This window comes from Terasakiella sp. SH-1 (genome assembly GCF_004564135.1).
GTDB lineage: Bacteria > Pseudomonadota > Alphaproteobacteria > Rhodospirillales > Terasakiellaceae > Terasakiella.
The window spans coordinates 647558-671470 of sequence record NZ_CP038255.1; the positions used below are offsets into that span (position 1 = coordinate 647558).

Sequence of the window (23913 nt, forward strand, 5' to 3'; positions counted from 1 at the left end):
CGGGGAAGTTTCTGTTTATGAAATTCATTTGGGCAATGATGGTGGGCTTGGTCTGGCATGTCTCGGCGTGGGCCGGGTCGGTGCATGTGGCCGTGGCGTCCAATTTTACGGCCCCGATGAAAGAGATCGCCCATGTTTTTGAAAAAGAGACCGGGCATCGGGTGATTGTCAGTTTTGGCTCCACAGGGAAGCTTTATGCACAAATCCTGCATGGGGCGCCTTATGAGGTGTTTTTAGCGGCTGATCAACACCGCCCCCGCTTGGCTGAAGAAAAGGGACTGGCTGTTCAGGGAACCCGCTTTACCTATGCGCTGGGCCGTTTGGCCCTTGTGCCTCAGATTGATTTGAAGGTTGAGAAATTTTCCAAACTTGCGATGGCAAACCCGAAGACAGCACCTTATGGTCAAGCCGCTCAAGCCACCTTGCAGGCACTGGGGGTGTATGATCAGCTCAAGGATAAACTGATTTTTGGGGAAAATATTGCCCAAACTTACCAATTCAGCCAAAGCAGCCCGCAGATTGTCGGCCTTGTTGCCTTGTCACAGGTGAAGGGCCAAAAAGATATCTGGGTTGTGCCTGAAAAATTGCATCAACCGATTGCTCAGGATGCCGTCCTGTTAAAAGAAACAACGCTGGGCAAAGCTTTTCTTGCTTATCTGCAAGGGACGCAGGCAAAGGCCATCATCACCCATTATGGTTATGGGGGCTGATGTGCTGGAAACCATTCTCCTTACTTTGAAACTTGCGGGTTTAACTACCCTTATCTTATTGCTGTTGGGGACGCCACTGGCGTGGTGGTTGGCGAGGTCTGAGGCATGGTTTAAAGAAGCAATTGGCGCAGTGGTGGCTTTGCCGCTTGTCCTGCCCCCGACCGTGTTGGGTTTTTATCTGCTGATTGCACTGGGGCCGCATAGTCCAGTGGGACAATTGGCAACGTCCCTGTTTGGGCAGAGCTTGCCTTTTAGTTTTGCAGGTTTGGTCGTTGGTTCTGTTGTTTACTCCTTGCCGTTTGTTGTCCAGCCTGTGCGCAATGCCTTTGAAGCCATTGGTCATAAACCGTTGGAAGCCGCAGCGACCTTGCGCGCTTCACCACTGGATGCCTTTTTAAATGTGGCCTTGCCCTTGGCCCGACCAGGCTTGTTAACCGGGGCGGTCTTGGGGTTTGCTCATACGGTGGGGGAATTTGGCGTGGTCTTGATGATCGGGGGGAATATCCCCGGTGAAACCAAGGTGCTGTCCATTGCCATTTATGATCATGTGGAAAGTTTGGAATGGATGCAGGCTCATGTTTTATCCGCAGGCATGTTGGTCTTTAGCTTTTGTGTGATCCTGATCATGATGGTTCTGGAAAAACGTTTGAGACGGGGGCGGGTATGAGCAAGATTTCCGCACGTTTTCAAACCCAGCTGGATCAATTCGCCTTGGATGTGGATGTTCATATTCCGGAAAAAGGGGTAACGGCCCTGTTTGGGCAGTCGGGCTGTGGTAAAACAACAGTACTGCGCTGCCTTGCCGGGCTTCATCGTGTTGAGACAGGCTTTCTTCAGGTAGGGGAGGAGGTCTGGCAGGATGACCATACCTTTGTCCCCCCTCATAAACGTGCCATTGGCTATGTTTTTCAGGATGCTAATTTGTTTGATCATCTCTCTGTCAAGGGCAACCTGCGTTTTGGTTATAAACGGGCCAAGACCCAACAAGATGGGCTGGATTTTGATGAGGTTGTGAACCTGTTGGGGCTTACTTCTTTATTAGAGCGTAGCCCCTCGCACCTTTCTGGGGGGGAGCGTCAACGCGTCGCCATTGCGCGTGCGCTGCTTAATGCACCCAAGATGTTGTTGATGGATGAACCGCTCAGTGCGCTGGATCGCTTTAGCAAGGATGAAATTATTCCTTATCTGGAAAAGCTTAATGACGTGCTGTCCATTCCCATTGTCTTTATTTCCCATGATACGGACGAGGTGGAACGGCTGGCTGATCATATGATCCTGATGGAAAAAGGGCAGGTGCGCGCAAATGGCCCTTTGTTGGATATTCTTGCTGACCCCAGCCTATTCATTGCCAAAAGCTCTAAAACCGCCAGTGTGTTTGAGGCTGTTATTGAAGGCTTTGAGAGTCAGGACCAACTTTCGACACTCCGGCTCAGTGGGGCACAGCTGCTGGTCCCCGGTTATGTGGGGGAGATTGGGGAAAAGCGCCGGGTGCGGATTTTGGCAACCGATGTCAGTCTGGCTGTTGAAAAGCCATCTAAAACAACCATTTTGAATGTTTTGCAGGCCAATATTTGTGATATTCATGCGGTGGATGAGGCACGGGTCAATATTGTTTTATGTTTGGGTGAAGAGATGCAGGCCCGCTTGATTGCCCGTATTACCACGCGTTCGCTCCATAGTTTTGGCTTTGAAGTCGGGCAGACGGTTTATGCACAGGTCAAGGGTGTCTCTATGGTCAAGCGCAGGGGGCTGAAATGAGTGAAATTTACGGTGTGTTGCTGGCGGGTGGCCTTGCCCGACGTATGGGCGGTGGAGATAAAGGCTTTCGCACGGTTGATGGGGTGCCGCTTATTGAACGGGTGCTGGCAACCATTACTCCTCAGGTCAAGGAGCTGGTGATCAACGCCAATGGGGAGGCCAGCCGTTTTGATCATTTAGGGCTTCCTGTGGTATCAGACAGTGTGGAAGGGTTCATTGGACCATTGGCCGGGGTGTTGGCGGGAATGGACCATTTCAAAGGGCAAGGCGATTGGCTGTTATCTGTCCCAACAGATACGCCCTTTTTACCGGATGATCTGGTGGAACGCTTGATGCAGGTAGCACTGGACCAAGAAGCACAGATCGTCATGGCACGATCTGGCGGGTTTGATCATCCTGTTGTTGGATTATGGTCCATAGCCTTGGTGGAAGAATTACGTAGCGCTCTTGTTGAAGAAGACATCCGTAAATTAAAACAATGGATCAAGCGCTATCGTCATGCCTCGGTTGAATGGTCAACTGAACCGCGTGATCCGTTTTATAATGCCAACAGACCAGAAGATTTGGACGTTTCCTAAAAAATTCCCGCATCCGCAAGGATGATGCTTACTTCGCCATTTTCTGTTTATAGCGTTCCAAGCGCTGGCTGGAAACTTGCTGGCGCATTTCTTCACGTTCCAGGTCCCGCATGACATCTTGTACATAACTTAAATGAGCTTTGGCAGCTTTGCGCGCTTCGTCTGGGTCGCCTGACATGACGGGCTCATAGATGGCACGGTGTTGTTTGAGCAACAGGTCACGTGCCCCGCGACGGGTGTAAAGTTGCATGCGGTTGTAAAAGACCCCTTCACGCAGCACGTTGACCATGGCCCGCATAATATGAAGCAGCACCACATTATGAGACGCTTCGGCAATGGCAAGGTGGAAGTCTGCATCAATATCGGCTTCTTCATGGGGGTCGTCTTCGGCATGGGCTTTTTCCATGGCCTCAAAACACCCCTTTAGAATCTCCCGATCAGCATCTGTGGAACGAAGGGCGGCATAATAAGCGGCATTGCCTTCAATGATGGAGCGAAATTCAACAAAGTCACTGGCCGTATCAGGATGGGTTTGTAACATTTCCATCAGTGGATCAGTCAGGCTTTGGGCAAGGAAATTTTTCACATAGGTGCCACCGCCCTGTTTGGTTTCCACGAGCCCCTGCTTTTCCAATTGTTGAATCGCGGTGCGCAGACTCGGGCGCGAAACGGACATTTGAACGGCCAGTTCGCGTTCAGCGGGCAAGCGATCGCCGGGCACCCATAATCCCTGGAGAATATTGTTTTCCAGTTTCTTTGCCACCACATCTGCGACTTTTTCCTGTTTAACCTTTTTATAAGTCATTGAGTTATCGCCGTTTTTCTGAGTCTGAGTTCAATTTTGCCAATCAGCATATTAGATATAGCAGAAAATTACCCGTACCCAAAACTACTTAGGCGCTCCCTACGAATTAATTGGTAAATTAAATTTACCTATTTACAAAATTGGTAAAAAAATATAACCAATTTATATGACGTAGCTCAAGAGATGAATTTCTCAAGGGCCAATAATAAGAAAAAGTCACCATTTTATTTGTTTTAACGGTCAAGCCTTTTGACCAATTTATGTAACCTTGGGAGGTTATAATTTAATGCGTAAGCTTATTCTTGCTACGGCTGCTGCGGCAGCACTCTCTCTTTCCGCTGCACCGGCAATGGCTGGTAAAGTTCTTTTGAAAACACCGGTTGCGTTTGGTACGCACCTGCCGGGTCTGGGTACGCCGATCGTACGCGTTGCAGAAGAACTGAAGAATGCTTCTGGCGGCGACATCAAAATGAAAGTGTACGAGCCGAAGAAACTCGTTGCACCGTTTGAAATCCTTGATGCGGTTTCCACTGGTAAAGTAAACGCTGGTTATTCCACAGCGGGTTACTGGGCTGGTAAAATGAAAGCGGCACCGCTGTTCTCTGCTGTACCGTTCGGCCCGGAAGCGGGTGAATATATGGCGTGGTTGTACTATGGTAACGGTATGAAGCTGTATCAAGAAATGTACGACACAGCTGGCTACAACGTAAAAGTTCTGCCTTGTGCGATCATCGCACCGGAAACTTCTGGCTGGTTCTCTAAACCGATTGAAAAGCCGGAAGACCTGCAAGGTCTGAAAATGCGCTTCTTCGGTCTGGGTGGTAAAGTGATGCAGAAACTGGGCGTTTCCACATCCCTGCTGCCAGGCGGCGAAATTTTCCCGGCACTTGAGAAAAAAGCAATTGATGCCACTGAATTCTCCATGCCGGCAATCGACAAGAAACTCGGTTTCCACAAACTGGTTAAATACAACTACTTCCCGGGCTGGCACCAGCAAGCAACAGTTTTCGAACTGCTGATCAATGGCGACACTTGGAAGAAAATGGACGCGTCTCAACAAGCAACTGTTGAAAACGTCTGTAAAGCATCCATGGCACATTCCTTCGCAGAAGGTGAAGCCATCCAGTTTGAAGCTATGAAAGAAAACGTTGAGAAAAACGGCGTTAAAATCATGACTTGGAACGACACAATGCTGTCCACTTTCAAAAACACTTGGGAAGAAGTTGCTGCTGAAGAAGCAAAAGACGCTGGCTTCAAGAAAGTTTACGACGATCTGACAACTTTCCGCGACGGGTACGCAATCTGGAAAGCAAACGCTTTCTTGCCTCGTAAGTAAGATACGCCTCCCTAGAGTATCTGACTTATAAACTGGGGCGTGGTGGACTAACCCGAACACCGCGCCCCCTTTTTTTACCGCCCATGCATCGTCATTCCCGCGCAAGCGGGAATCAAAAGGATCAATCGATCCCCGCTTCCGCGAGGATGACCATAGGGCACAAAAACTGGAGGATCACCAGATGGGTACACCAAACGATCTCCCCCCACATCCCCATGTGGCGGAGAAAGTCGACGAACTAAAAATCCATGAGGATGAAAAACACGTCGCTTTCCCTGACTTTCTTGACAATCTTATTCGTCATATCGGCCATGCGGTCTGCGGTGTGAATGCACTTTTGATAGCTGCCATTATCGGCAATGTGGCCCTGCGTTATGGCTTTTCCAACGGTCAGGTCTGGATGGAAGAACTGCAATGGCACTTCTACGCCATCGGTGTGATGATGGGCTTGTCTTATGCGCAAGTAAACGACAGTCACATCCGCGTGGATATTCTTCATGCCCGTTTTTCTGATCGCACCAAACGCATTGTCGAAATCATCGGTATCTTCCTGTTTGTCATGCCGTTTATCTGGGTGGTTTTCTATCACTCTCTCGATTTCGTTGCGGATGCCTTCCGTACAAGCGAACGATCTGATGCACCGTTGGGCCTGCCGTTTCGTTGGGCAATTAAGGCTGTGATCCCACTGTCTTTCGGCCTGCTGGGTCTGGCTGTGTTCTCTCGTCTTTCTCGTGATGTTTACCTGCTTGTGAAGGGGAAATAAGACCATGGAAAACGAAATCATCGTTGGCGCAATGTTCGCCACTTTCATTATCTTCCTCTTTTTGGGGATTCCGGTGGCCTGGGTTCTGGGCGGTGTCGGTGTCCTGTTTGCCGGTGTTGGTTATTTTGCCGATATCTATCTGGACACAATGACGGGTCTGGATTTCCTCACCCTTGGCCTTGTGGTCAACCGTGTCTTCAAGATCATGGATAACTGGGTGCTTGTCGCCTTGCCCATGTTCATCTTTATGGGCCTCATGCTTGATGAATCCGGTATTGCTGAACGTCTGATGAAATCTATGCAGGAATTGTTCGGTAAGGTCCGCGGTGGTCTGGCGATTACGGTGACCTGTATCGGGATTATTCTGGCGGCTTCCACGGGTATTATCGGGGCGTCTGTTGTTCTGCTCGGTCTGTTGTCCCTGCAACCCATGTTGCAACAAGGCTATAACAAGCAACTGGCTGTGGGTACGGTCGCAGCGTCTGGCTGTCTTGGTATCCTGATCCCGCCATCTATCATGTTGGTGATCATGGCCGATCAGCTTGCCCTGTCTGTTGGTGATCTGTTCATGGGGGCTGTCTTCCCCGGTTTGTTGCTCGGTGCACTTTACATCATCTATATCACCTTTTACGGCCTGATTAAGCCGGATCAAGCGCCGCTATCTGATGATCGCCGCGAACTTGAACTTCATGTCATCTGGGATGTAGCCAAGGCTGTTCTTCCTGCTGTCTTGCTGATCTTTGCTGTACTGGGTTCTATCTTTGCCGGGATGGCAACACCGACGGAAGCTTCCGGTGTGGGTGCACTGGGTGCAACGCTGCTGGCGGGTTTTTATCGTAACCTGAACTTTAAAGTCTTTTTTGAGGTTTGTAAGGCAACGTTTAACACCACGGCTTATATCTTCGCCATTTTCCTCGGTGCCACATGTTTTGCCCTTGTTCTGCGTGAGTTGGGCGGTGATGAAATCATCGAAGGGATGCTGACAGGTCTGCCGTTTGGCCCTTATGGCATCATCATGGTGATCCTGGGCTTTGTCTTCCTGCTGGGCTTCATTCTGGACTGGATTGAAATCACCTTGATCATGCTGCCGCTGCTGGCACCTGTGATCTCTGCCCTTGGTCTGGATGTACCGGGCTACGGCGTGGTTGATAACCCGGATCTGGTGTGGTTCGTGATGTTGGTGGCAATGACCTTGCAAACCAGTTTCTTAACCCCACCTGTAGGTTTTGCCCTTTTCTATCTCAAAGGCGTTTGTCCGCCGGAAATCAAGTTGATGGATATCTATAAAGGCGTTGTTCCTTTCATCATCCTACAGCTCATCGGTCTGGCAATTATTTTCTTCTATCCGACACTCGTCACCTGGTTGCCCTCTGTGGCCTATAACTAAGGAGTAAGTTCATGAGCCGAACCTATCCTGATAAACCTCAATCCGTGTACTTCTTTGGTACCTGCCTTGTGGATCTCTTCTATCCCAAGGCAGGGGTTGCCGGAATTGAATTGATCAAACGCGAGGGGGTGGACGTGATCTTCCCCCAAGGCCAAAGCTGCTGCGGCCAGCCTGCGTTTAATTCCGGTCACCGTGATGAAGCCCGCGAAGTCGCCCGTGCCCAACTTGACCTGTTCCCCAAGAACATTCCGGTTGTGCTGCCATCTGGGTCCTGTGCCGGGATGATGCATAAACATTATCCTGAACTGTTTGAGGGTGATCGCGATTATGACAAGGCTTGTGAACTGGCTTCGCGTGTCTTCGAACTCAGTGACTTTTTGCTCAATGTGTTGAAAGTGTCTCTTGAAGATAAAGGGGACCCGCTGAAAATCACCTGGCATGGCTCGTGTCACTCCCAGCGTGAAATGGGTGTGCGCGAACAGCCAAAAGAGCTGATCAAGCAACTGTCCAATGTGGAACTGGTTGAACTGAAACGTGAAAAAGAATGTTGCGGCTTTGGCGGTACATTCGCCGTGCGTCAGCCAGAAATTTCTGCGGCTATGGTGTCAGATAAGGTTGATGACGCCGAAGCCACAGGGGCGGATAAGCTGATTTCTGGGGATTGTGGCTGCATGATGAATATCACCGGCCATATGGAACACCGCAGCAGTGACCTTTCCGGCCAACATCTGGCAGAATTTTTATGGGAGCGTACCAATGGGGATCGTTAACGGTAAAAATTTCAAAGGCCGCGTGTCTGAGGCTTTAAAGGATCAGGAACTGCGCGGGAATTTCCGCAAGGCCATGGATGGTTTGATGACCAAACGTGCCGCCCAGTTTGAAGATGTGGATGAATGGACACGCTTGCGTGCCCTTGGCGAAAGCATCAAGAAACGTGCGCTGTCCAAACTGCCTGAATTGCTGGTGCAGCTGGAAGAAAACCTGACCAAAAACGGCATTAAGGTCCATTGGGCGGAAAATGTCGATCAGGCCAACGAGATTATTTTAGGCATCCTTCAATCTCACGATGTGAAAACCGTGGTGAAGGGGAAATCCATGGTGTCAGAAGAAATGGAACTGAACCATTTTCTGGAACCTCATGGGATTAAAGCCTTAGAAGCGGATTTAGGCGAATATATTGTGCAGATGGCCGAAGAAATGCCATCCCACATCATCATGCCTGCAATCCATATGAACAAAGGGCAAATTGCAAAACTGTTTGAAGATAAGCTGCCGGGCACCCCTTATACGGAAGATGCCGCCAAGCTGACAGAAATTGCCCGTAAAGAACTCCGCCGTGAATTTGCCGAGGCAGGCGCTGGCCTGTCGGGTGTGAATTTTGCGGTGGCCGAGACCGGAACGCTCTGCCTCGTGGAAAACGAAGGTAACGGGCGGATGGTGACGACAGTTCCCCCTGTCCATATTGCTGTCACCGGGATCGAAAAAGTGGTGGAAAACTTAAGCGATGTCCCCGCGTTGTTAAGTTTGTTGACCCGATCAGCGACGGGCCAGCCCATCACTACTTATTTCAACATGATCAGTTCCCCACGCAAAAAAGGCGAGAAAGACGGCCCTGAAGAAGTCCATCTTGTCTTGCTGGATAATGGACGTTCAGACGTTTATCGCGATGCTGAAACACGCGATACCCTGCAATGTATTCGTTGTGGGGCGTGCATGAACCATTGTCCGGTCTATACCCGTGTGGGCGGTCATGCCTATGGTGGGGTTTATCCTGGCCCAATTGGGAAAATTCTCACGCCACAGCTGGAAGGGCTGGATAACTACCCGGAACACCCAAGCGCTTCAACATTGTGTAATGCCTGTGTTGAGATTTGCCCGGTGAAAATTCCCATTGCCAAGATGCTGGTGCGTCTGCGCGATGAAAATGCTGGAAACTGCCCCCATGGTGAACATCCGGTTAAGGGCCGGGGCAGCAAGTCTTCTGCTGTGGAACATGCCAGCTGGAAAGGCTGGAAAGCCATGAATGCCAATCCGACAACCTATAAGGTCGCAACCAAAGCCATGAGCAAGATGGGCAATTTAATGCCCTCAAGCCTGCCCATGCTATCTGAATGGACCTCTGTTCGTTCCAAGCCGAAGTTTGCGTCACAGACCCTACATGACCTTGTTAAGAAAATGGATGTGAAAGATGACTAATACTGCCAGAGATAACATTCTTGCCAAACTGAATGCAGCTGCGCCTTCCAAGTCTTTTGACGCTTCTGATTTCAATGTGTTGAAAGAAAAACAGCTGAGTGCAGAAGAGCGCATTCGCAAATATAAGGAAGTCACCACTGCGGTAAATACCCAAGTGTTTGACCTTGATCGTGCAGACTGGACACAAAAGCTGGAAGAGATTTTGGTGCAAAAAGGTGTGCGCCATATGCTTTATGGTCCGTCCAGCCACTTGGGTCGCAACCTTGAAGAAAACTGGCAAAATAAAGACGCTGCCTTGGTGCCTTACAACAAGGCGATGGAAGAATGTAAAGACATCCTGTTTGATATTGATGCGGCCATTACCTCCACATTGGGCGCGGTTGCTGAAACGGGCAGTGTCATTTTATGGCCAACCAAGGAAGAGCCACGTCTTTTATCGCTGACACCGCCGATCCATATCGCGGTTGTTGAAGCTGATAAATTCTACACCACATTTTATGAAGCAATTGAGACAAATCAGTGGGCGGCCAATATGCCGACAAATGCCCTGTTGATTTCAGGTCCCAGTAAGACAGCCGATATTGAGCAAGAACTCTGTTACGGCGTGCATGGCCCCAAAGAACTGATTGTCCTTATTATTCACGATTAAGCAAAGAGCATTACATCATGATCACGCGTCCCGAAAAGATCCGCAAGCTGTTAGCCGCCAACCGTGGTGAGATTGCCATTCGTATTTGCCGTGCGGCAAGTGAGCTTGGCATTGAGACTGTTGCGATTTATTCCAATGAAGACCGTTTTGCCCTTCATCGTTTTAAGGCTGATGAGTCGTACTTGATTGGCGAGGGCAAAGGTCCGGTTGAAGCCTATCTTGATATTGAAACCATCATCCGTGTGGCCAAAGATGCCAATGTGGATGCGGTTCACCCCGGTTATGGCCTTTTGTCAGAAAACCCGATCTTTGCGCGTCGTTGTCGTGAAGAAGGTATCATCTTTGTCGGCCCCAGCCCGGAAGTGATGGAAGGTCTGGGCAATAAGGTATCGGCCCGTGAACTGGCCGTTCGCGCTGGTGCGCCAGTGGTGCCTGCAACTGACGCTTTACCCGCAGATGAGGCGATCATTAAGGCAGAAGCCGCTAAAGTTGGCTACCCCATGATCACCAAGGCATCCTGGGGCGGCGGTGGCCGTGGCATGCGCGAAATTGAAAGTGAAGCGGAACTGCTGCAACAGGTCGATGCGGCCAAGCGTGAAGCCAAGGCTGCTTTCGGTAATGACGAGATTTATCTGGAAAAACTGGTCCGTCGTGCCCGCCACGTGGAAGTCCAGATCATGGGCGATACCCACGGTAATATCGTTCACCTGTTTGAACGCGATTGTACGGTTCAGCGTCGTAACCAGAAAGTAGTGGAACGCGCCCCTGCGCCATATCTGAATGATGAAAAACGCAACGAGTTGTGTGAAGCGGCCCTGAAAATTGCTCGCACAGCTGGTTATTCTTGCGCCGGTACCGTTGAGTTCCTGATGGATGTGGACACCGAAGAATTCTACTTCATCGAAGTGAACCCGCGTGTTCAGGTGGAACATACGGTGACAGAGGTCGTGACTGGCATTGATATCGTTCAGGCCCAAATTCGCATCTGTGAAGGCGCCATGATTGGCCGCGATGACAGCGGTGTACCTGTTCAAGATGAGATCAAACTGCATGGTCACGCCATCCAGTGTCGTGTCACCACAGAAGACCCAGAAAACAACTTTATCCCCGATTACGGTAAAATCCTCGCGTACCGTGGGGCCACTGGCTTTGGTATTCGCCTTGATGGCGGTACGGCCTTTTCTGGCGCACTTGTCACACGTTATTACGACAGCTTGCTGGAAAAAGTCACTGCCTGGGGGGCAAGCCCGAATGAGGCCGTTGCGCGTATGGATCGTGCCTTGCGTGAATTTCGTATTCGCGGTGTGGCGACCAATCTGGTCTTTTTGGAAAACGTGTTGTCCCATGAAAAGTTCCTGACTGGAGCCTATACTACTAAATTCATCGATACCACGCCTGAACTGTTTGATATGCCCAAACGTCAGGACCGTGCCTCTAAAATCCTCAATTTCCTGGGTGAAGTCATGGTCAATGGCAACCCGGAAGTTTTGGGGCGCAAGGCACCTGATCATATCCACCATCCGGTTGCCCCCAGCCATGCGGTTCCCCTGCAAGAGGGCTTGAAGCAAAAGCTTCAAAAAGACGGGCCAAAGGCGGTGGCTGATTGGGTCCTTGCGCAAAAACAATTGCTCTTGACCGATACCACCATGCGGGATGCGCACCAGTCCTTGCTGGCAACCCGTGTGCGCACAGACGATCTGGTCAAGATTGCTCCGACTTATGCGGCGCGCTTGCCGGAATTGTTCTCTATTGAATGTTGGGGCGGGGCAACGTTCGATGTGGCCATGCGCTTCTTGAAAGAATGTCCGTGGGATCGACTGGAACGCCTCAGCGCGGCCATGCCGAACCATTTAACACAAATGTTGCTGCGTGCTTCAAACGGGGTGGGCTATACCAACTATCCAGATAATGCGGTGAAATATCTGGTCAACCGTTCAGCGGAAGCCGGCATGGATGTATTCCGTGTCTTTGATAGCCTCAACTGGGTTGAAAATATGCGCATCGCCATGGATGCGGTGCTCGATACTGGCAAGGTCTGTGAAGCCACCGTTTGTTATACTGGCGATATTCTCGACCCGAACCGCGCCAAATATGACCTGACCTATTACGTCAATATGGCGAAGGAACTGGAAAAAGCAGGCGCTCATATTCTGGCGATTAAGGATATGGCAGGCTTGCTCAAACCCGAAGCCGGGCGTCAGCTCATGCGGGCCTTGAAAAACGAAGTCTCCATTCCGATCCACTTCCATACCCATGACACATCCGGTATCGCCGGGGCCACCATCATGGCCATGAATGAAGAAGGTCTGGATATTGCCGATGGGGCTCTGGATGCTATGTCCGGCTTGACCTCACAAGCCAATCTGGGCTCTATCGTGGCGGCCCTTCGCAATACGGAACGTGATACCGGTATTGATCAGCTCGCCATGCGCGAAGTCTCTGATTACTGGGAGCAGGTCCGTGCCAACTATGTGGGCTTTGAAAGCGATATCCGCTGTGGCACATCGGATGTGTATAACCATGAAATGCCCGGTGGTCAGTATACCAACCTGCGCCAACAGGCTCGTTCCCTCGGGATTGAAGAACATTGGAGTGAAGTCTCTGATGCCTATGCCGAGGTCAACCAGATGTTCGGCGATATCGTCAAGGTCACGCCATCTTCCAAGGTTGTTGGTGATATGGCCCTGATGATGGTGACGTCAAGCCTGACCCGCGCCGATGTGGAAAACCCGGATAAGGAAATTGCCTTCCCGGAAAGTGTAGTGTCTTTCTTTAAAGGCGAGTTGGGCCAGCCCACAGGGGGCTTCCCTAAAGAGCTGCAAGCAAAAGTGCTCAAAGGCGAAGAACCCATTACGGTGCGCCCCGGTTCTGTCATGGAACCGCTGGATCTGGATGCTGAAAAGCAAGCCGCCAGTGACTTGGCAGGGCGTGAGATCACAGATAATGAACTGGCCTCTTACATCATGTATCCGCAGGTGTTTCGTGATTATGTCAGCCATCAAAATCAATATGGCGATGTGACGGTTCTGCCCACAGGGGCGTTCTTCTACGGGATGGAACCGGGTGAAGAAATAGCGGTGGACCTTGAAAAAGGCAAGACCCTGTTCATTCGCTTTCGCGCCATCAGTGATGCGGATGAAGAAGGCAAGCGTACAGTCTTTTTTGAACTGAATGGTCAGCCGCGTAACGTGAAGATCACCGATAAAACCCAGGCTCCGCTGAAAGAAGCGGCGCCAAAAGCCGAAGACGGCAACGAAAACCACATCGGCGCCCCCATGCCGGGCCTGGTGGTGTCTGTCTCGGTCAAGGAAGGTGATCGTGTGGAACGCGGTGATGTACTGCTGTCTATCGAAGCCATGAAGATGGAAACATCCGTTCTGGCCGACAAACCCGGCACCATCACAAAAGTCATCGCAACTGCAGGAACCCAGGTCGATACCAAAGATCTGTTGATGGTGATTGACTAAGACGTCACGCATGTAAAAGCGCATCACATTAAAAACAACAACAAGATGCGCTTTTAATTTTAAGGAGTAACTTGAAATGAACCAGACAGGACAGGGGGAGCAAGGGGTGACAACCATTAAATTGGATGTGTCCTATGCACAGGAAGTTTGTGACCTGATTGCGGACCAAACGGAATGTATTATCTCCTTCATGGGGGAGAAGGGGAAGATTCTCGCTTCCTCCATCCATGAGCGCATTGGTGATATTCATGATATTGCTGGTCAGATTATGACCGGGCAGATGGATGTATATGATGTTAGTGCTCAGGAAGCCGCCAAGTCCGAAGGGATGCGTGAAGGGCGCAATATGGCTTTGGATGTGGAAGGTATGCGGGTGTGTAGCATCGGTGTGGGTGGGCCGTTGGAAAAGGCGCGGGCTTATGCAGCCATTGTCCATCTTTCAATCCGCACCATGCTGGAAGCTCAATCCATGGAAAGCCGTCATAAGGCTGAACTGGCCAATATTCTGGAAAAACGTTTAAATTGTAGTCTGGATTCTATCCGTGGTTCCATCCGTGCCTTGGACGAGCTGTGCCAGATGATGGGGGAGCAAATGACATCCACGGTTCATAGCGGTCAAAATGTGTCAAATGCCAGCCTGTCGACCCAGCAAAATGTGGAAATGGTCTCAGCAGCGACAACGGAACTCAGTGCTTCGGTTGGGGAAATTACCCGTCAGGTTGGCGATGTGGCCGGGGCGGTGGATGAAATGCATGAAATTTCAGGTGAGACCAGTAACCAGATTGTTCAGCTGGAAGAAGCTGCCGATCAGATTGGGCAGTTTGTCCAGTTGATTACCGGGATTTCCAGTCAGACCAACTTGTTAGCGCTGAACGCCACCATTGAAGCAGCACGTGCAGGTGAGGCGGGCAAGGGATTTGCCGTTGTTGCCAGCGAAGTCAAAAGTTTGGCGAAAGAGACAGATAAGGCGACCAAGGAAATTTCTGCACAAGTCAAGCATATCCAGTCACAAACCGGACAATCGGTTAAGGCGATGAGCCGGATTTCATCTTCGGTCATTGGCATCAATGAAATTGTCAGTTCTGTTTCAGAAGCGACCAATCAACAGGCACAGGCCACACACGAAATTGCAGAAAATTCCACACAGGCTGCTGGGGCGGCTGCGCAGATTTCTTCTGAGATTTCCGAGGTGATTGGTCTGGCTCAGTCCACAGAAGAACGGGTGCAAACAGTTGCCCAGACTATGCAAAGCCTGCGAAGCGATGTACGCTCTCTTTCAGAAGATATGAAAGAAGTGATTGAGTCGTTGCGTGTGCAATAAGATACTATGAAGCTCCAAGTCGAAAGAAGAAGAACATGCTGAAATCTCCCTATAACGATCTTCATACACATTTACAGAAGACTTTCCCGCAAGAGCGCTTGATTACAGACCCATTGCGCACCCTTGCTTATGGAACAGATGCGAGCTTCTATCGACTGATCCCGCAAATCGTTGTGATTGTGGAAAGTGAAGACGATGTTCAGACACTTTTGGAGCAATGTCGCGCCCATGATGTCTCTGTCACTTTCCGTGCTGCGGGCACAAGCTTGTCGGGCCAAGCAGTGACCGATAGTGTTTTGGGATTGCTGGGGGATAACTGGAATGGTTTTGATTTGGCGGATGATCATTCAACCGTCAGTCTGCAACCCGGTGTCATCGGCGGGCAGGCCAATGCCAAGCTTGCGCCGTTTGGCAAGAAAATCGGGCCGGACCCAGCTTCGATCAATGCGGCGAAAATTGGCGGGATTGCGGCCAATAATGCCTCAGGTATGTGTTGTGGCACAGCGCAAAACAGCTATCGCACCCTGTCGTCTATGCGTTTGATCTTACAAGATGGTACATTGTTGGATACAGGTGATGAACAGTCTGTTCAGATTTTCCGCCAGTCCCATTCTGAATTGCTCAATGGTCTGTCGGCCCTGCGTGATGAGGTCAAGGCTGATCCTGTTTTAGCAGCGCGTATTGAAAAGAAATTCAAGATCAAGAATACCACGGGCTATAGCCTGAATGCCTTGATTGATTATGAAGACCCGATTGATATCTTGCAGCATTTGATGATCGGCTCAGAAGGTACATTGGGCTTTATTGCCGAAGTCACTTATGACACGTGTGTGGAACATAGCCATAAAGCCTCGGCCATGGTGTATTTTGAAACCTGTCAAATTGCTGCCAAGGCCGTGCAAGCACTGAAAAACGCGCCGGTGTCAGCGGTGGAGCTGGTGGACCGTGCGGGGCTGCATTCCGTTGAAGATAAAGAGGGGATGCCGTCTTTCCTTAAAGATCTGCCCGAAGATGCCACAGCCTTGTTGATTGAGGTTCGTGGGGAAAATTGTGGTGAGCTGAGCGCCTTGATTGAAGAGGCAACCCGCTCTTTTGCCCATATCCCAACGGTGCAACCTGTTGAATTTTCAGATGATCCGGACGTTTGTGCGCGCTACTGGGGTATTCGTAAAGGGCTCTTCCCCTTAGTTGGTGCCATGCGTGAAACTGGCACGAGCGTGATTATTGAAGATATTGCCTTTCCGATTGAACATTTGGCCGATGGTCTTGTGGATCTCCATCATATCTTCAAGGACTACCATTATGATGAAGCGATCATTTTTGGTCATGCACTTGAAGGTAACCTGCATTTCGTCTTTACACAGGATTTCAATACGGAAAGTGAAGTTGAACGTTACGGGAAATTCATGGATGCCGTCTGTGAAATGGTGGTCAAAAAATATGATGGCTCCTTAAAGGCAGAACATGGCACCGGGCGTAATATGGCCCCGTTTGTGGAAATGGAATGGGGGGCAGATGCCTTTGCCTTGATGAAACGGATTAAGGCGCTGTTTGATCCACAGGAAATTTTGAACCCCGGCGTTATTTTGAATGATGATAAAGATATTCATTTGAAAAATCTAAAACCCCTGCCTGCGTCTGAAGAGATTGTTGATAAATGTATTGAATGCGGGTTTTGCGAACCGAAATGCCCATCGCGTCACCTGACGTTAACGCCGCGCCAACGCATTGTGGGCTGGCGTGAGATTTCGCGTCGTGATGATCAGGGCGAAAATAGCACGGACCTGCGTAATCTTTATGCCTACCAAGGGATGGAGACCTGTGCAGCTTGCGGGCTTTGTGCGACGGCTTGTCCGGTGGGGATTGAAACAGGTGCTTTGGTCAAAATGTTGCGTGGGCGCGAAGCGGGTGAAAGTGCAGGCAAGATTGGGCAGTGGTTTGCCGATCATTATGGCACGGCTATGGGGGCGACTTCCATGGGGTTAAAAGCAGCCAACCTTGCCCATGGGATTTTGGGTTCCAAGATCATGCAGGGAATGACGGATGGCATGCGCAGCTTATCTGGTAAGCGTATGCCACGCTGGACCCCGGCCATGCCTACAGGGATTTCATTTGATCCACAACCATCTGAAAAAGCAGAAAAGGATGTGGTGGTTTATATTCCGAGCTGTGCATCGCGCACCATGGGGCCAGCGCGCAATGATGAAAAAAAGACACCTTTGCCGGAAGTCACCGAACGTTTGCTCAAACGTGCAGGTTTTGCGGTACGTTACCCTGATGGGCTCAAAAATCTGTGTTGTGGTCAGCCATTTGACAGTAAGGGGTTGAAAGATACGGCAGATGGTAAGGCCGAAGAGCTGGAGGTGGCTTTGCTTAAAGCATCTGAAGGCGGGAAATATCCCGTGTTGTTTGATACTTCGCCCTGTGCCTTCCGTATGAATGCGCTGAAAGGGGAGAAACTGCAAAGCTTTGATATGACGGAATTTATGCATGATCAGGTGATGCCGCGTCTGGAACTGAAAAAGATTGAACGCAAAGTGGCGATCCATCCAACCTGTTCCACCCAGAAAATGGCCCTTGATGGCAAGATGAAGGCTGTGGTCCAAGCGTGCGTCAGCGAAGTCGTCGTGCCCGAAGGGGTCGGTTGCTGTGGCTGGGCCGGGGATAAGGGCTTTAATACACCTGAGTTAAATGAACATGCCTTGCGCAAGTTGCCTGCAAGCTTGAAAGGTGTTTTTGAAGGGTATTCAACCAGTAGAACGTGTGAGATTGGTCTCAGTGAAAAGGCAGGATTCCCATATCGTTCTATCGTTTATCTTTTGGATGAATGTTCTCAATAGCAGGTTGAGTTGCCTGAACCCAACGTAAAGGTGGGATATTACATTATCTTAATGTATTGGTTTGACATTAAGTGCTGATCCTTGCATCATGGCCCCAACAAAGTGCCGGGTAAATGAGTGTGAAATGAACGGGGAAAACAGCTATAAGTTATTGCCAGCCGGGGTGCGTCTGCTTGCCGCCTGTATGGCAGTGTTTGTATTTTCTTCCCCGGTTCAGGCTGGCGATGGGGCTATTTTAAAATATAAAAATGAACCGATTACGCCTATCCCCTTACATAGCGGTGAAGACCCGGATATCGTTTCACTAGGGCGCGATTTGTTTCATGATCCGCGTTTGTCCACGGATGACACGGTTTCGTGTGCCTTTTGCCATCCCATTGAACAAGGTGGGATGGACGGGTTGATTGTGTCTGTCGGGGTGGAAGGGCGCCAGGGACCCATTAATACTCCAACAGTCCTCAACAGTGGATTGCATTTTGTACAATTTTGGGATGGTCGTTCACCAACCTTGGAAGCACAAATTGATGGCCCGACCCATTCTCCCTTGGAAATGGCAAGCAATTGGCCGGAAATTGTGCAGAAACTTAACGCTGATGACGAATATAAAGAGCGTTTTGCCAAACTTTATCCTGAAAAGGGCATTCACCCAGATACGATCAGGTCGGCCATTGCGACGTATGAGCGCTATTTGCTCACGCCAAACAGTCCGTTTGACCGTTTCTTGCGCGGAGAAGATGATGCCTTGTCACAAGAGGCGAAACAGGGATATGTCCTGTTTAAAGGGTTTGGCTGTTCTTCATGCCATCAGGGGGTGGCCGTCGGCGGCAATATGTATGAAAAGCTTGGTGTTTTTCGTGATTATTTTAAGGACCGGGGCAATATCACCAAGGCAGACTGGGGGCGCTATAACGTCACCGGTGTTGAAGAACATAAATTTGAATTTAAGGTCCCCAGCCTGCGCAATATTGAATTGACGGCCCCCTATTTTCATGACGGGGCGGCCAAAACGTTGCAGGCTGCTGTCAAAACCATGGCGAAATATCAATTGGGACGGTCTATTAAAGACCATGAGGTTGAGTTGATTGTGGCCTTTTTGAAAAGCCTGACAGGGGAAATCAAGCCATGAAATGGGATGTTGTCAGACCCGTTGAATGGATCGGGCTTACCTTTGTCTTGACTGCCTTGGCAATTGTCTATTTTCAAAGCCCAAACATTGATGGGGAAAAACACGCACGCACCCTTCACAGTGTGGCTGTGTTGGAAGAAGCTTTAGGGCATTTTGCAGCCGTGGCGGTGGAAACCCGTTTTGGTATGTTACCCAATTTTGATACGTTGGTGGCCGCACAGCAAGATGCAAATCGCAAGGGTTTGGAACTAAAGGGGAAAATTCCCTTTGAGGAGGAGCAGACACTTATTTCAGTGTGGCAAGCCTATGCAGATGGCTTTTCCCAAAAGCAGGATGTGGTGGAAGATTTCAAATCCCATTTGGCGATTTTAAAGAATTCAGTGAACTATCTACCTGTTGTTACCCGTGAATTTATTGCTGCGGCAATCAAACATCAGATCGACCCGCAAAAAATCGAAGCTGCCAGAATATTGTTGGTTGAAGGGCTAATTTTCTCCCAGGATTATGGTTTTGAACATATTGAGCAAGTGAACCGATCTCTTGCTATGCTAAAGCCCCTTCATAATGGCTTACCTGCTGAGGTCGATGAGGTTTTGCGCGGTGTGATCATACATGCCGAAGCCATTATTGAATATAAGCATGAGGTCGATGGCCTTTTAAATACGATGCTGGCCATTCCCATGGACCGTCTGGTACGTGATGTGCAGGATACCTATTTGAGTGCCCATCAAAAAAAGCTCAAAAGTGTGGAAGCCTATAAGAGTTTTCTGATTGCTTTAGCTGCTTTGTTGGCGGTTATGATTGCAAGCCTGTTGTATCGTTTGGCGCGTTCTTCCCAGAAATTGCACGAAACAGTGACGCAGCTCAATTTCCAGAAAAATACGCTTGATGAACATGCGATTGTGAGTATCGCTGATGTGAGGGGGCGGATTACCTACGTTAACCAGAAATTCTGTGATATTAGTGGCTATACACTGGAAGAATTACTGGGAGAAAATCATCGTATTGTGAAATCCGGTGAACATTCATCTGAGTTTTTCAAGGAAATGTGGACAACCATTTCTTCCGGGCATGTCTGGCATGGGGTGATTAAAAATATTGCCAAGGATGGACGGGAATATTGGGTGGATTCCACCATTGTACCGTTTTTGAATGAGCAGAAGAAACCCTTCCAGTATGTGTCGATCCGCACGGACATTACAAAACTCAAGAACATGGAAACCGCCCTTGAAAAATCCCGTGACAAGGCGGAACAGGGGAGCCAGTCCAAGAGTGCATTTCTGGCAAATATGAGCCACGAGATCAGAACACCCATGAATGCAGTGATTGGGTTGAGCCACTTGTTGCTGAATACAAAACTGGATGAAAAACAGGAAGATTACGTCAATAAGGTTTTGTCATCGGCCAATATCTTGCTTGATATTATCAACGATATTCTTGATTTCTCAAAGATTGAAGCTGGAAAACTTGCTTTTGAAGAGATTGCTTTTAATCTGGATGATGTTTTCGATGAAGTCATGACATTGACCACGCTTAATACGCAGAAAAAGGGCTTGAAGATTAGGCTGCAGCGTGACGTTGAGTTATCTCATATGTTGATTGGCGACCCATTGCGCCTCAAACAGGTCTTGATCAATATTTCCAGCAATGCCGTTAAATTTACCCATGAAGGTGAAGTGACCTTTGTAATTGAAGAGGTGCAGCGAACAGGCGAACGGGTTGTTTTGCAGTTTAGCGTACAGGATACAGGCATTGGCCTGAGTGCAGAACAAATTGAAACCCTGTTTGATTCCTTCTCTCAAGCCGACCTGTCGACCACCCGTGAATATGGGGGGACGGGCCTTGGCTTGGCGATTTGCAAGAATTTGGTTGAACGTATGAAAGGCCAAATCCATGTGGAAAGCGAAAAGGGACATGGCAGTACATTTAGCTTTACTGCTGAATTTAAAATTGGCCCAAGACTCTCGGTTCTTGAAGGGGAGCAATCATTTTCCATTTTGAATAATCAGGTCGAGCGCACACAACAAGCACAGGTAGCTGAACCCCATGATTTCAAAGGGGCCAAAGTGTTGATTGTTGAAGATAATATTATCAATCAAAAGGTTGCCGCCGGGTTGTTACAACGTTTTGGCCTGGACTGTGAAATTGTCAATAATGGTAAAGAAGGGGTTCAGGCTGCGCGTGATAATCGCTTTAGTGCTATTTTGATGGATATCCAGATGCCGGAAATGGATGGGGTGCAGGCCACTGTGGAAATTCGCAAGGCTGATACGGATATTCCAATTATTGCCATGACGGCCCATGCCATGGCCGAAGAACAGGAAAAATGCCGCCTTGCCGGGATGAATGATTATGTCACCAAGCCTGTAGACCCGGAACAATTGCGCCGTGCTTTAGAGACCTGGATTAAGGTCTAGGGGCAGGTTTTTAGGGGACAAGGGAAAAGCAGTTTACGCTCTGATAGCAATAAAGTACAAAACCTTTATGAACATGCGTGTCTTATATCTGGGCGATCGCGCCGTCACCTTTGAATTTGCCGATCATATTTCAGTGCAGGCCAATCTGCGTGTGTTGGCCATTCATGCCTTGGTTGGGGAAGCTTTGGGCCAAGGCAAGCTGGATGGCATTATCGAAACCGTGCCAACCTTTCGTTCCATCACGGTGCATTATGACCCTTTGCGTCTTTATCCTGATGACGTTGAAAAAATGATGGCCCCTTATTTAAGCCCATCAGACTTACAGCGCCGTGATGTGAAGGAATGGGAATTTCCCTGTTGTTATGAAGGGGGCTATGGCGAGGATTTGAATGAGGTTGCGCAGTGCTGTTCCTTGAGCCCGCAAGAGGTGATAGACATTCACAGCAGCCAACAGTTTGAAGTTTTTATGTTGGGCTTTTTACCGGGGTTTGGCTTTTTGGGGCAATTGGATGAGCGCCTTGTTTTACCGCGCAGAAAGGAGCCTCGCATTGTGGTTCCCAAAGGGGCTGTTGCGATTGCAGATAAATTAAGTGCTGTTTATCCCTCGCAGAGCCCCGGTGGCTGGCATTTGATTGGGCGTACCCCCGTGGAATTCTTTGATTTGACAAAAGAGCGTCCAGCCTTGCTACAGGCCGGGGACAAGGTTCGTTTTTATCCGATCTCAAGGGCAGAATTTGAGTTGCTGGAGGCTGAGGGAGGATGAATAGGTTGGAAATCCTCAATCCCGGTTTTCAGGCCCTGGTCCAGGATGATGGGCGCAGGGGCTTTCAGGAATTTGGCGTTCCGGTATCGGGATGCGTTGTGCCGGACTGGATGGTTTTGGGCAATCATTTGGTAGGAAATGCCGATACTGCAGCAGGTATTGAATTTCGCCTCATGGGGCCAAGCCTGTGTGTTCATGGGGCACCGGTCAAAGTCGTGGTCTGTGGCGAGGTTACATCTGAGTTGATTATCAGTGGGCAGGGGGGGCCAAGTTGTCATAAAATGCCCCCATGGCGAAGCTTTACCTTGAAACCGGGTGCAGAATTGCGGGTTGGGACGTTAGAGAACACACCTGCCGGGTTTATTGCCATTTCCGGCGGGGTGGATGTGCCGGTGGTGATGAATAGCCGTTCGACCTATGCCCGTTCTAAAATCGGGAACTGGCTCCAAGCCGGGGAGATGTTGCCTGTGGGGGCAGTAGAAGTCTGGCCCGATTGTGTTTTACCCAATCCGCCGCTTGCAGATACGTCTGTGGTACGTGTCGTGTTGGGGCCACAAGATGATTATTTTGAGGCAAGTGAAATCCAGCGTTTTTTGTCCTCGCCATACGTCATTTCAAAAGCCGCAGACCGCATGGGCGCACGCCTTGATGGCCCTGCCTTGGCACATCGTTGTGAAAAGGGGGCGGAAATTCCGTCTGACGGGGTGGTCAGTGGGGCCATTCAGGTTCCCGGTAATGGTCAACCGATTGTGTTGCTAAATGACGGGCAGACGGTTGGCGGCTATCCCAAGATTGCCACGGTGATCTCAACAGATGTGGCTTTGATTGCCAATGGTCTGTCAGGTAAGGAAATTCGTTTTCAAGAGGTGAGTGCCCGTGAAGCTTGTGATATTGCCAGAGCCCATGCCCAGCAGCTGGAACAGCTTAAACGCTCAATCATCAAAGCGTCAGCAAATGGTTTTATTGACTTGCAGGCTTTGTATGAAAGTAATTTGATCGGCGGTGTCGTTGATATGATGGAGGAACCTCATGAAACAGATTAACCTTAATGCGGATATGGGGGAAAGCTTCGGTAGGTATCAAATGGGCGATGATGTGCAGCTGATGACCTCTATTTCTTCGGCCAACATTGCCTGTGGTTTTCATGGCGGGGACCCGTTGGTCATGCAAAAAACGGTGAAACTGGCTGTTGACACAGGTGTTTCCCTTGGTGCGCATCCTTCCTTTCCAGATTTACAGGGATTTGGGCGTCGAATGATGCGTTTGAGCCAAGATGAGCTTTATAGCACAATGGTGTATCAGATTGGGGCCTTGCAGGCTTTTGCGCATGCACAAGGGGCAAAAGTCACCCATGTGAAACCGCATGGGGCACTGAATAATATGGCGTGCGAAGAGGCAGAGATGGCTCAAACCTTGGCCCATGCCGTTAAAGATGTAGATGCGGGTTTGATCTTTCTTGCCCCGGCTTTATCCTGTCTTTCTTCTGAAGCAAAAAAGGTTGGCTTGCGTGTGGCAGAAGAAATTTTTGCTGATCGTGCTTATACGGAGAAAGGCACTTTGGTTAACCGCCAGAAAGACGGGGCCGTTATTCATGACGGGCAAGCTTGTCTGGAGCGTATTCTTTTGATGTTGGACAAGGGCGGGATCGTGTCACAAAGCGGTGTTTTACTGCCTTGTGAAATTCATAGTATTTGCGTGCATGGCGACACGGCACATGCTTGCAGGGTTGCACAAACCATCCGCAAGGGGCTGACGGATCATGGGTATCAGCTCTGCCCCTTGCCGGATATGGTTTAG

General features: G+C 49.7%; 19 protein-coding genes. 18 read left to right on the forward strand and 1 reads right to left on the reverse strand.

The window, feature by feature from the left end; translation table 11 throughout:
• The first annotated feature begins 17 nt into the window (after window positions 1–17).
• The 4 genes from modA to mobA are packed head-to-tail and all read left to right on the forward strand — an operon-like array spanning window position 18 to window position 3046.
• Complete coding sequence (gene modA, locus E4K71_RS02935; protein ID WP_135076324.1) at window positions 18–710, forward strand: molybdate ABC transporter substrate-binding protein; 693 nt, start codon at window positions 18–20, stop codon at window positions 708–710.
• The gene (gene modB / locus E4K71_RS02940; RefSeq protein ID WP_135076327.1) at window positions 694–1377 is read left to right on the forward strand and encodes a molybdate ABC transporter permease subunit; all 684 of its coding nucleotides are present in this window, start codon (window positions 694–696) and stop codon (window positions 1375–1377) included. Before modA ends, modB begins: the two co-directional genes overlap by 17 nt.
• Window positions 1374–2468: a molybdenum ABC transporter ATP-binding protein gene (gene modC / locus E4K71_RS02945; protein WP_135076330.1), complete on the forward strand. Its 1095-nt coding sequence runs from the start codon at window positions 1374–1376 to the stop codon at window positions 2466–2468. Before modB ends, modC begins: the two co-directional genes overlap by 4 nt.
• On the forward strand, window positions 2465–3046 hold the full coding sequence (gene mobA, locus E4K71_RS02950) for a molybdenum cofactor guanylyltransferase MobA (protein ID WP_135076333.1): 582 nt from the start codon (window positions 2465–2467) through the stop codon (window positions 3044–3046). Before modC ends, mobA begins: the two co-directional genes overlap by 4 nt.
• Window positions 3047–3074: 28 nt before the next feature.
• On the opposite strand, the gene E4K71_RS02955 is transcribed toward mobA, so the two are convergent.
• Complete coding sequence (locus tag E4K71_RS02955) at window positions 3075–3851, reverse strand: FCD domain-containing protein (protein WP_135076337.1); 777 nt, start codon at window positions 3849–3851, stop codon at window positions 3075–3077.
• 286 nt (window positions 3852–4137) lie between these two features.
• Here E4K71_RS02955 and E4K71_RS02960 point away from each other — a divergent pair, with 286 nt between their 5' ends.
• The 14 genes from E4K71_RS02960 (at window position 4138) to E4K71_RS03025 (ending at window position 23913) form a co-directional block, all read left to right on the forward strand.
• A complete protein-coding gene (locus E4K71_RS02960) occupies window positions 4138–5187 on the forward strand; it encodes a TRAP transporter substrate-binding protein (RefSeq protein ID WP_135076340.1) in 1050 nt (349 codons plus the stop codon).
• 181 nt (window positions 5188–5368) lie between these two features.
• Window positions 5369–5950 (forward strand): TRAP transporter small permease subunit, encoded by a 582-nt coding sequence (locus E4K71_RS02965; protein ID WP_135076343.1) that lies wholly within the window; start codon window positions 5369–5371, stop codon window positions 5948–5950.
• Window positions 5951–5954: 4 nt separating this feature from the next.
• The gene (locus E4K71_RS02970) at window positions 5955–7337 is read left to right on the forward strand and encodes a TRAP transporter large permease subunit (RefSeq protein WP_135076346.1); all 1383 of its coding nucleotides are present in this window, start codon (window positions 5955–5957) and stop codon (window positions 7335–7337) included.
• A gap of 11 nt (window positions 7338–7348) precedes the next feature.
• The gene (locus tag E4K71_RS02975; protein ID WP_135076349.1) at window positions 7349–8107 is read left to right on the forward strand and encodes a (Fe-S)-binding protein; all 759 of its coding nucleotides are present in this window, start codon (window positions 7349–7351) and stop codon (window positions 8105–8107) included.
• On the forward strand, window positions 8094–9533 hold the full coding sequence (locus E4K71_RS02980; protein ID WP_135076352.1) for a LutB/LldF family L-lactate oxidation iron-sulfur protein: 1440 nt from the start codon (window positions 8094–8096) through the stop codon (window positions 9531–9533). The genes E4K71_RS02975 and E4K71_RS02980 overlap by 14 nt, the downstream gene beginning before the upstream one ends.
• The gene (locus E4K71_RS02985; RefSeq protein ID WP_135076355.1) at window positions 9526–10182 is read left to right on the forward strand and encodes a lactate utilization protein; all 657 of its coding nucleotides are present in this window, start codon (window positions 9526–9528) and stop codon (window positions 10180–10182) included. Before E4K71_RS02980 ends, E4K71_RS02985 begins: the two co-directional genes overlap by 8 nt.
• A gap of 17 nt (window positions 10183–10199) precedes the next feature.
• The gene (locus E4K71_RS02990) at window positions 10200–13649 is read left to right on the forward strand and encodes a pyruvate carboxylase (RefSeq protein ID WP_135076358.1); all 3450 of its coding nucleotides are present in this window, start codon (window positions 10200–10202) and stop codon (window positions 13647–13649) included.
• A gap of 76 nt (window positions 13650–13725) precedes the next feature.
• The gene (locus E4K71_RS02995) at window positions 13726–14970 is read left to right on the forward strand and encodes a methyl-accepting chemotaxis protein (protein ID WP_135076361.1); all 1245 of its coding nucleotides are present in this window, start codon (window positions 13726–13728) and stop codon (window positions 14968–14970) included.
• 35 nt (window positions 14971–15005) lie between these two features.
• A complete protein-coding gene (locus E4K71_RS03000) occupies window positions 15006–17810 on the forward strand; it encodes an FAD-binding and (Fe-S)-binding domain-containing protein (protein ID WP_135076364.1) in 2805 nt (934 codons plus the stop codon).
• Between the two features lie 124 nt (window positions 17811–17934).
• The gene (locus E4K71_RS03005; RefSeq protein WP_206201946.1) at window positions 17935–18936 is read left to right on the forward strand and encodes a cytochrome-c peroxidase; all 1002 of its coding nucleotides are present in this window, start codon (window positions 17935–17937) and stop codon (window positions 18934–18936) included.
• The gene (locus E4K71_RS03010; protein WP_135076367.1) at window positions 18933–21353 is read left to right on the forward strand and encodes a DAHL domain-containing protein; all 2421 of its coding nucleotides are present in this window, start codon (window positions 18933–18935) and stop codon (window positions 21351–21353) included. Before E4K71_RS03005 ends, E4K71_RS03010 begins: the two co-directional genes overlap by 4 nt.
• A 67-nt stretch (window positions 21354–21420) precedes the next feature.
• A complete protein-coding gene (gene pxpB / locus E4K71_RS03015) occupies window positions 21421–22116 on the forward strand; it encodes a 5-oxoprolinase subunit PxpB (protein ID WP_135076370.1) in 696 nt (231 codons plus the stop codon).
• A complete protein-coding gene (locus E4K71_RS03020; protein WP_135076373.1) occupies window positions 22113–23159 on the forward strand; it encodes a biotin-dependent carboxyltransferase family protein in 1047 nt (348 codons plus the stop codon). The genes pxpB and E4K71_RS03020 overlap by 4 nt, the downstream gene beginning before the upstream one ends.
• Entirely contained in the window at window positions 23146–23913 is a 768-nt protein-coding gene (locus E4K71_RS03025; protein WP_135076376.1) for a 5-oxoprolinase subunit PxpA, read from the forward strand. The genes E4K71_RS03020 and E4K71_RS03025 overlap by 14 nt, the downstream gene beginning before the upstream one ends.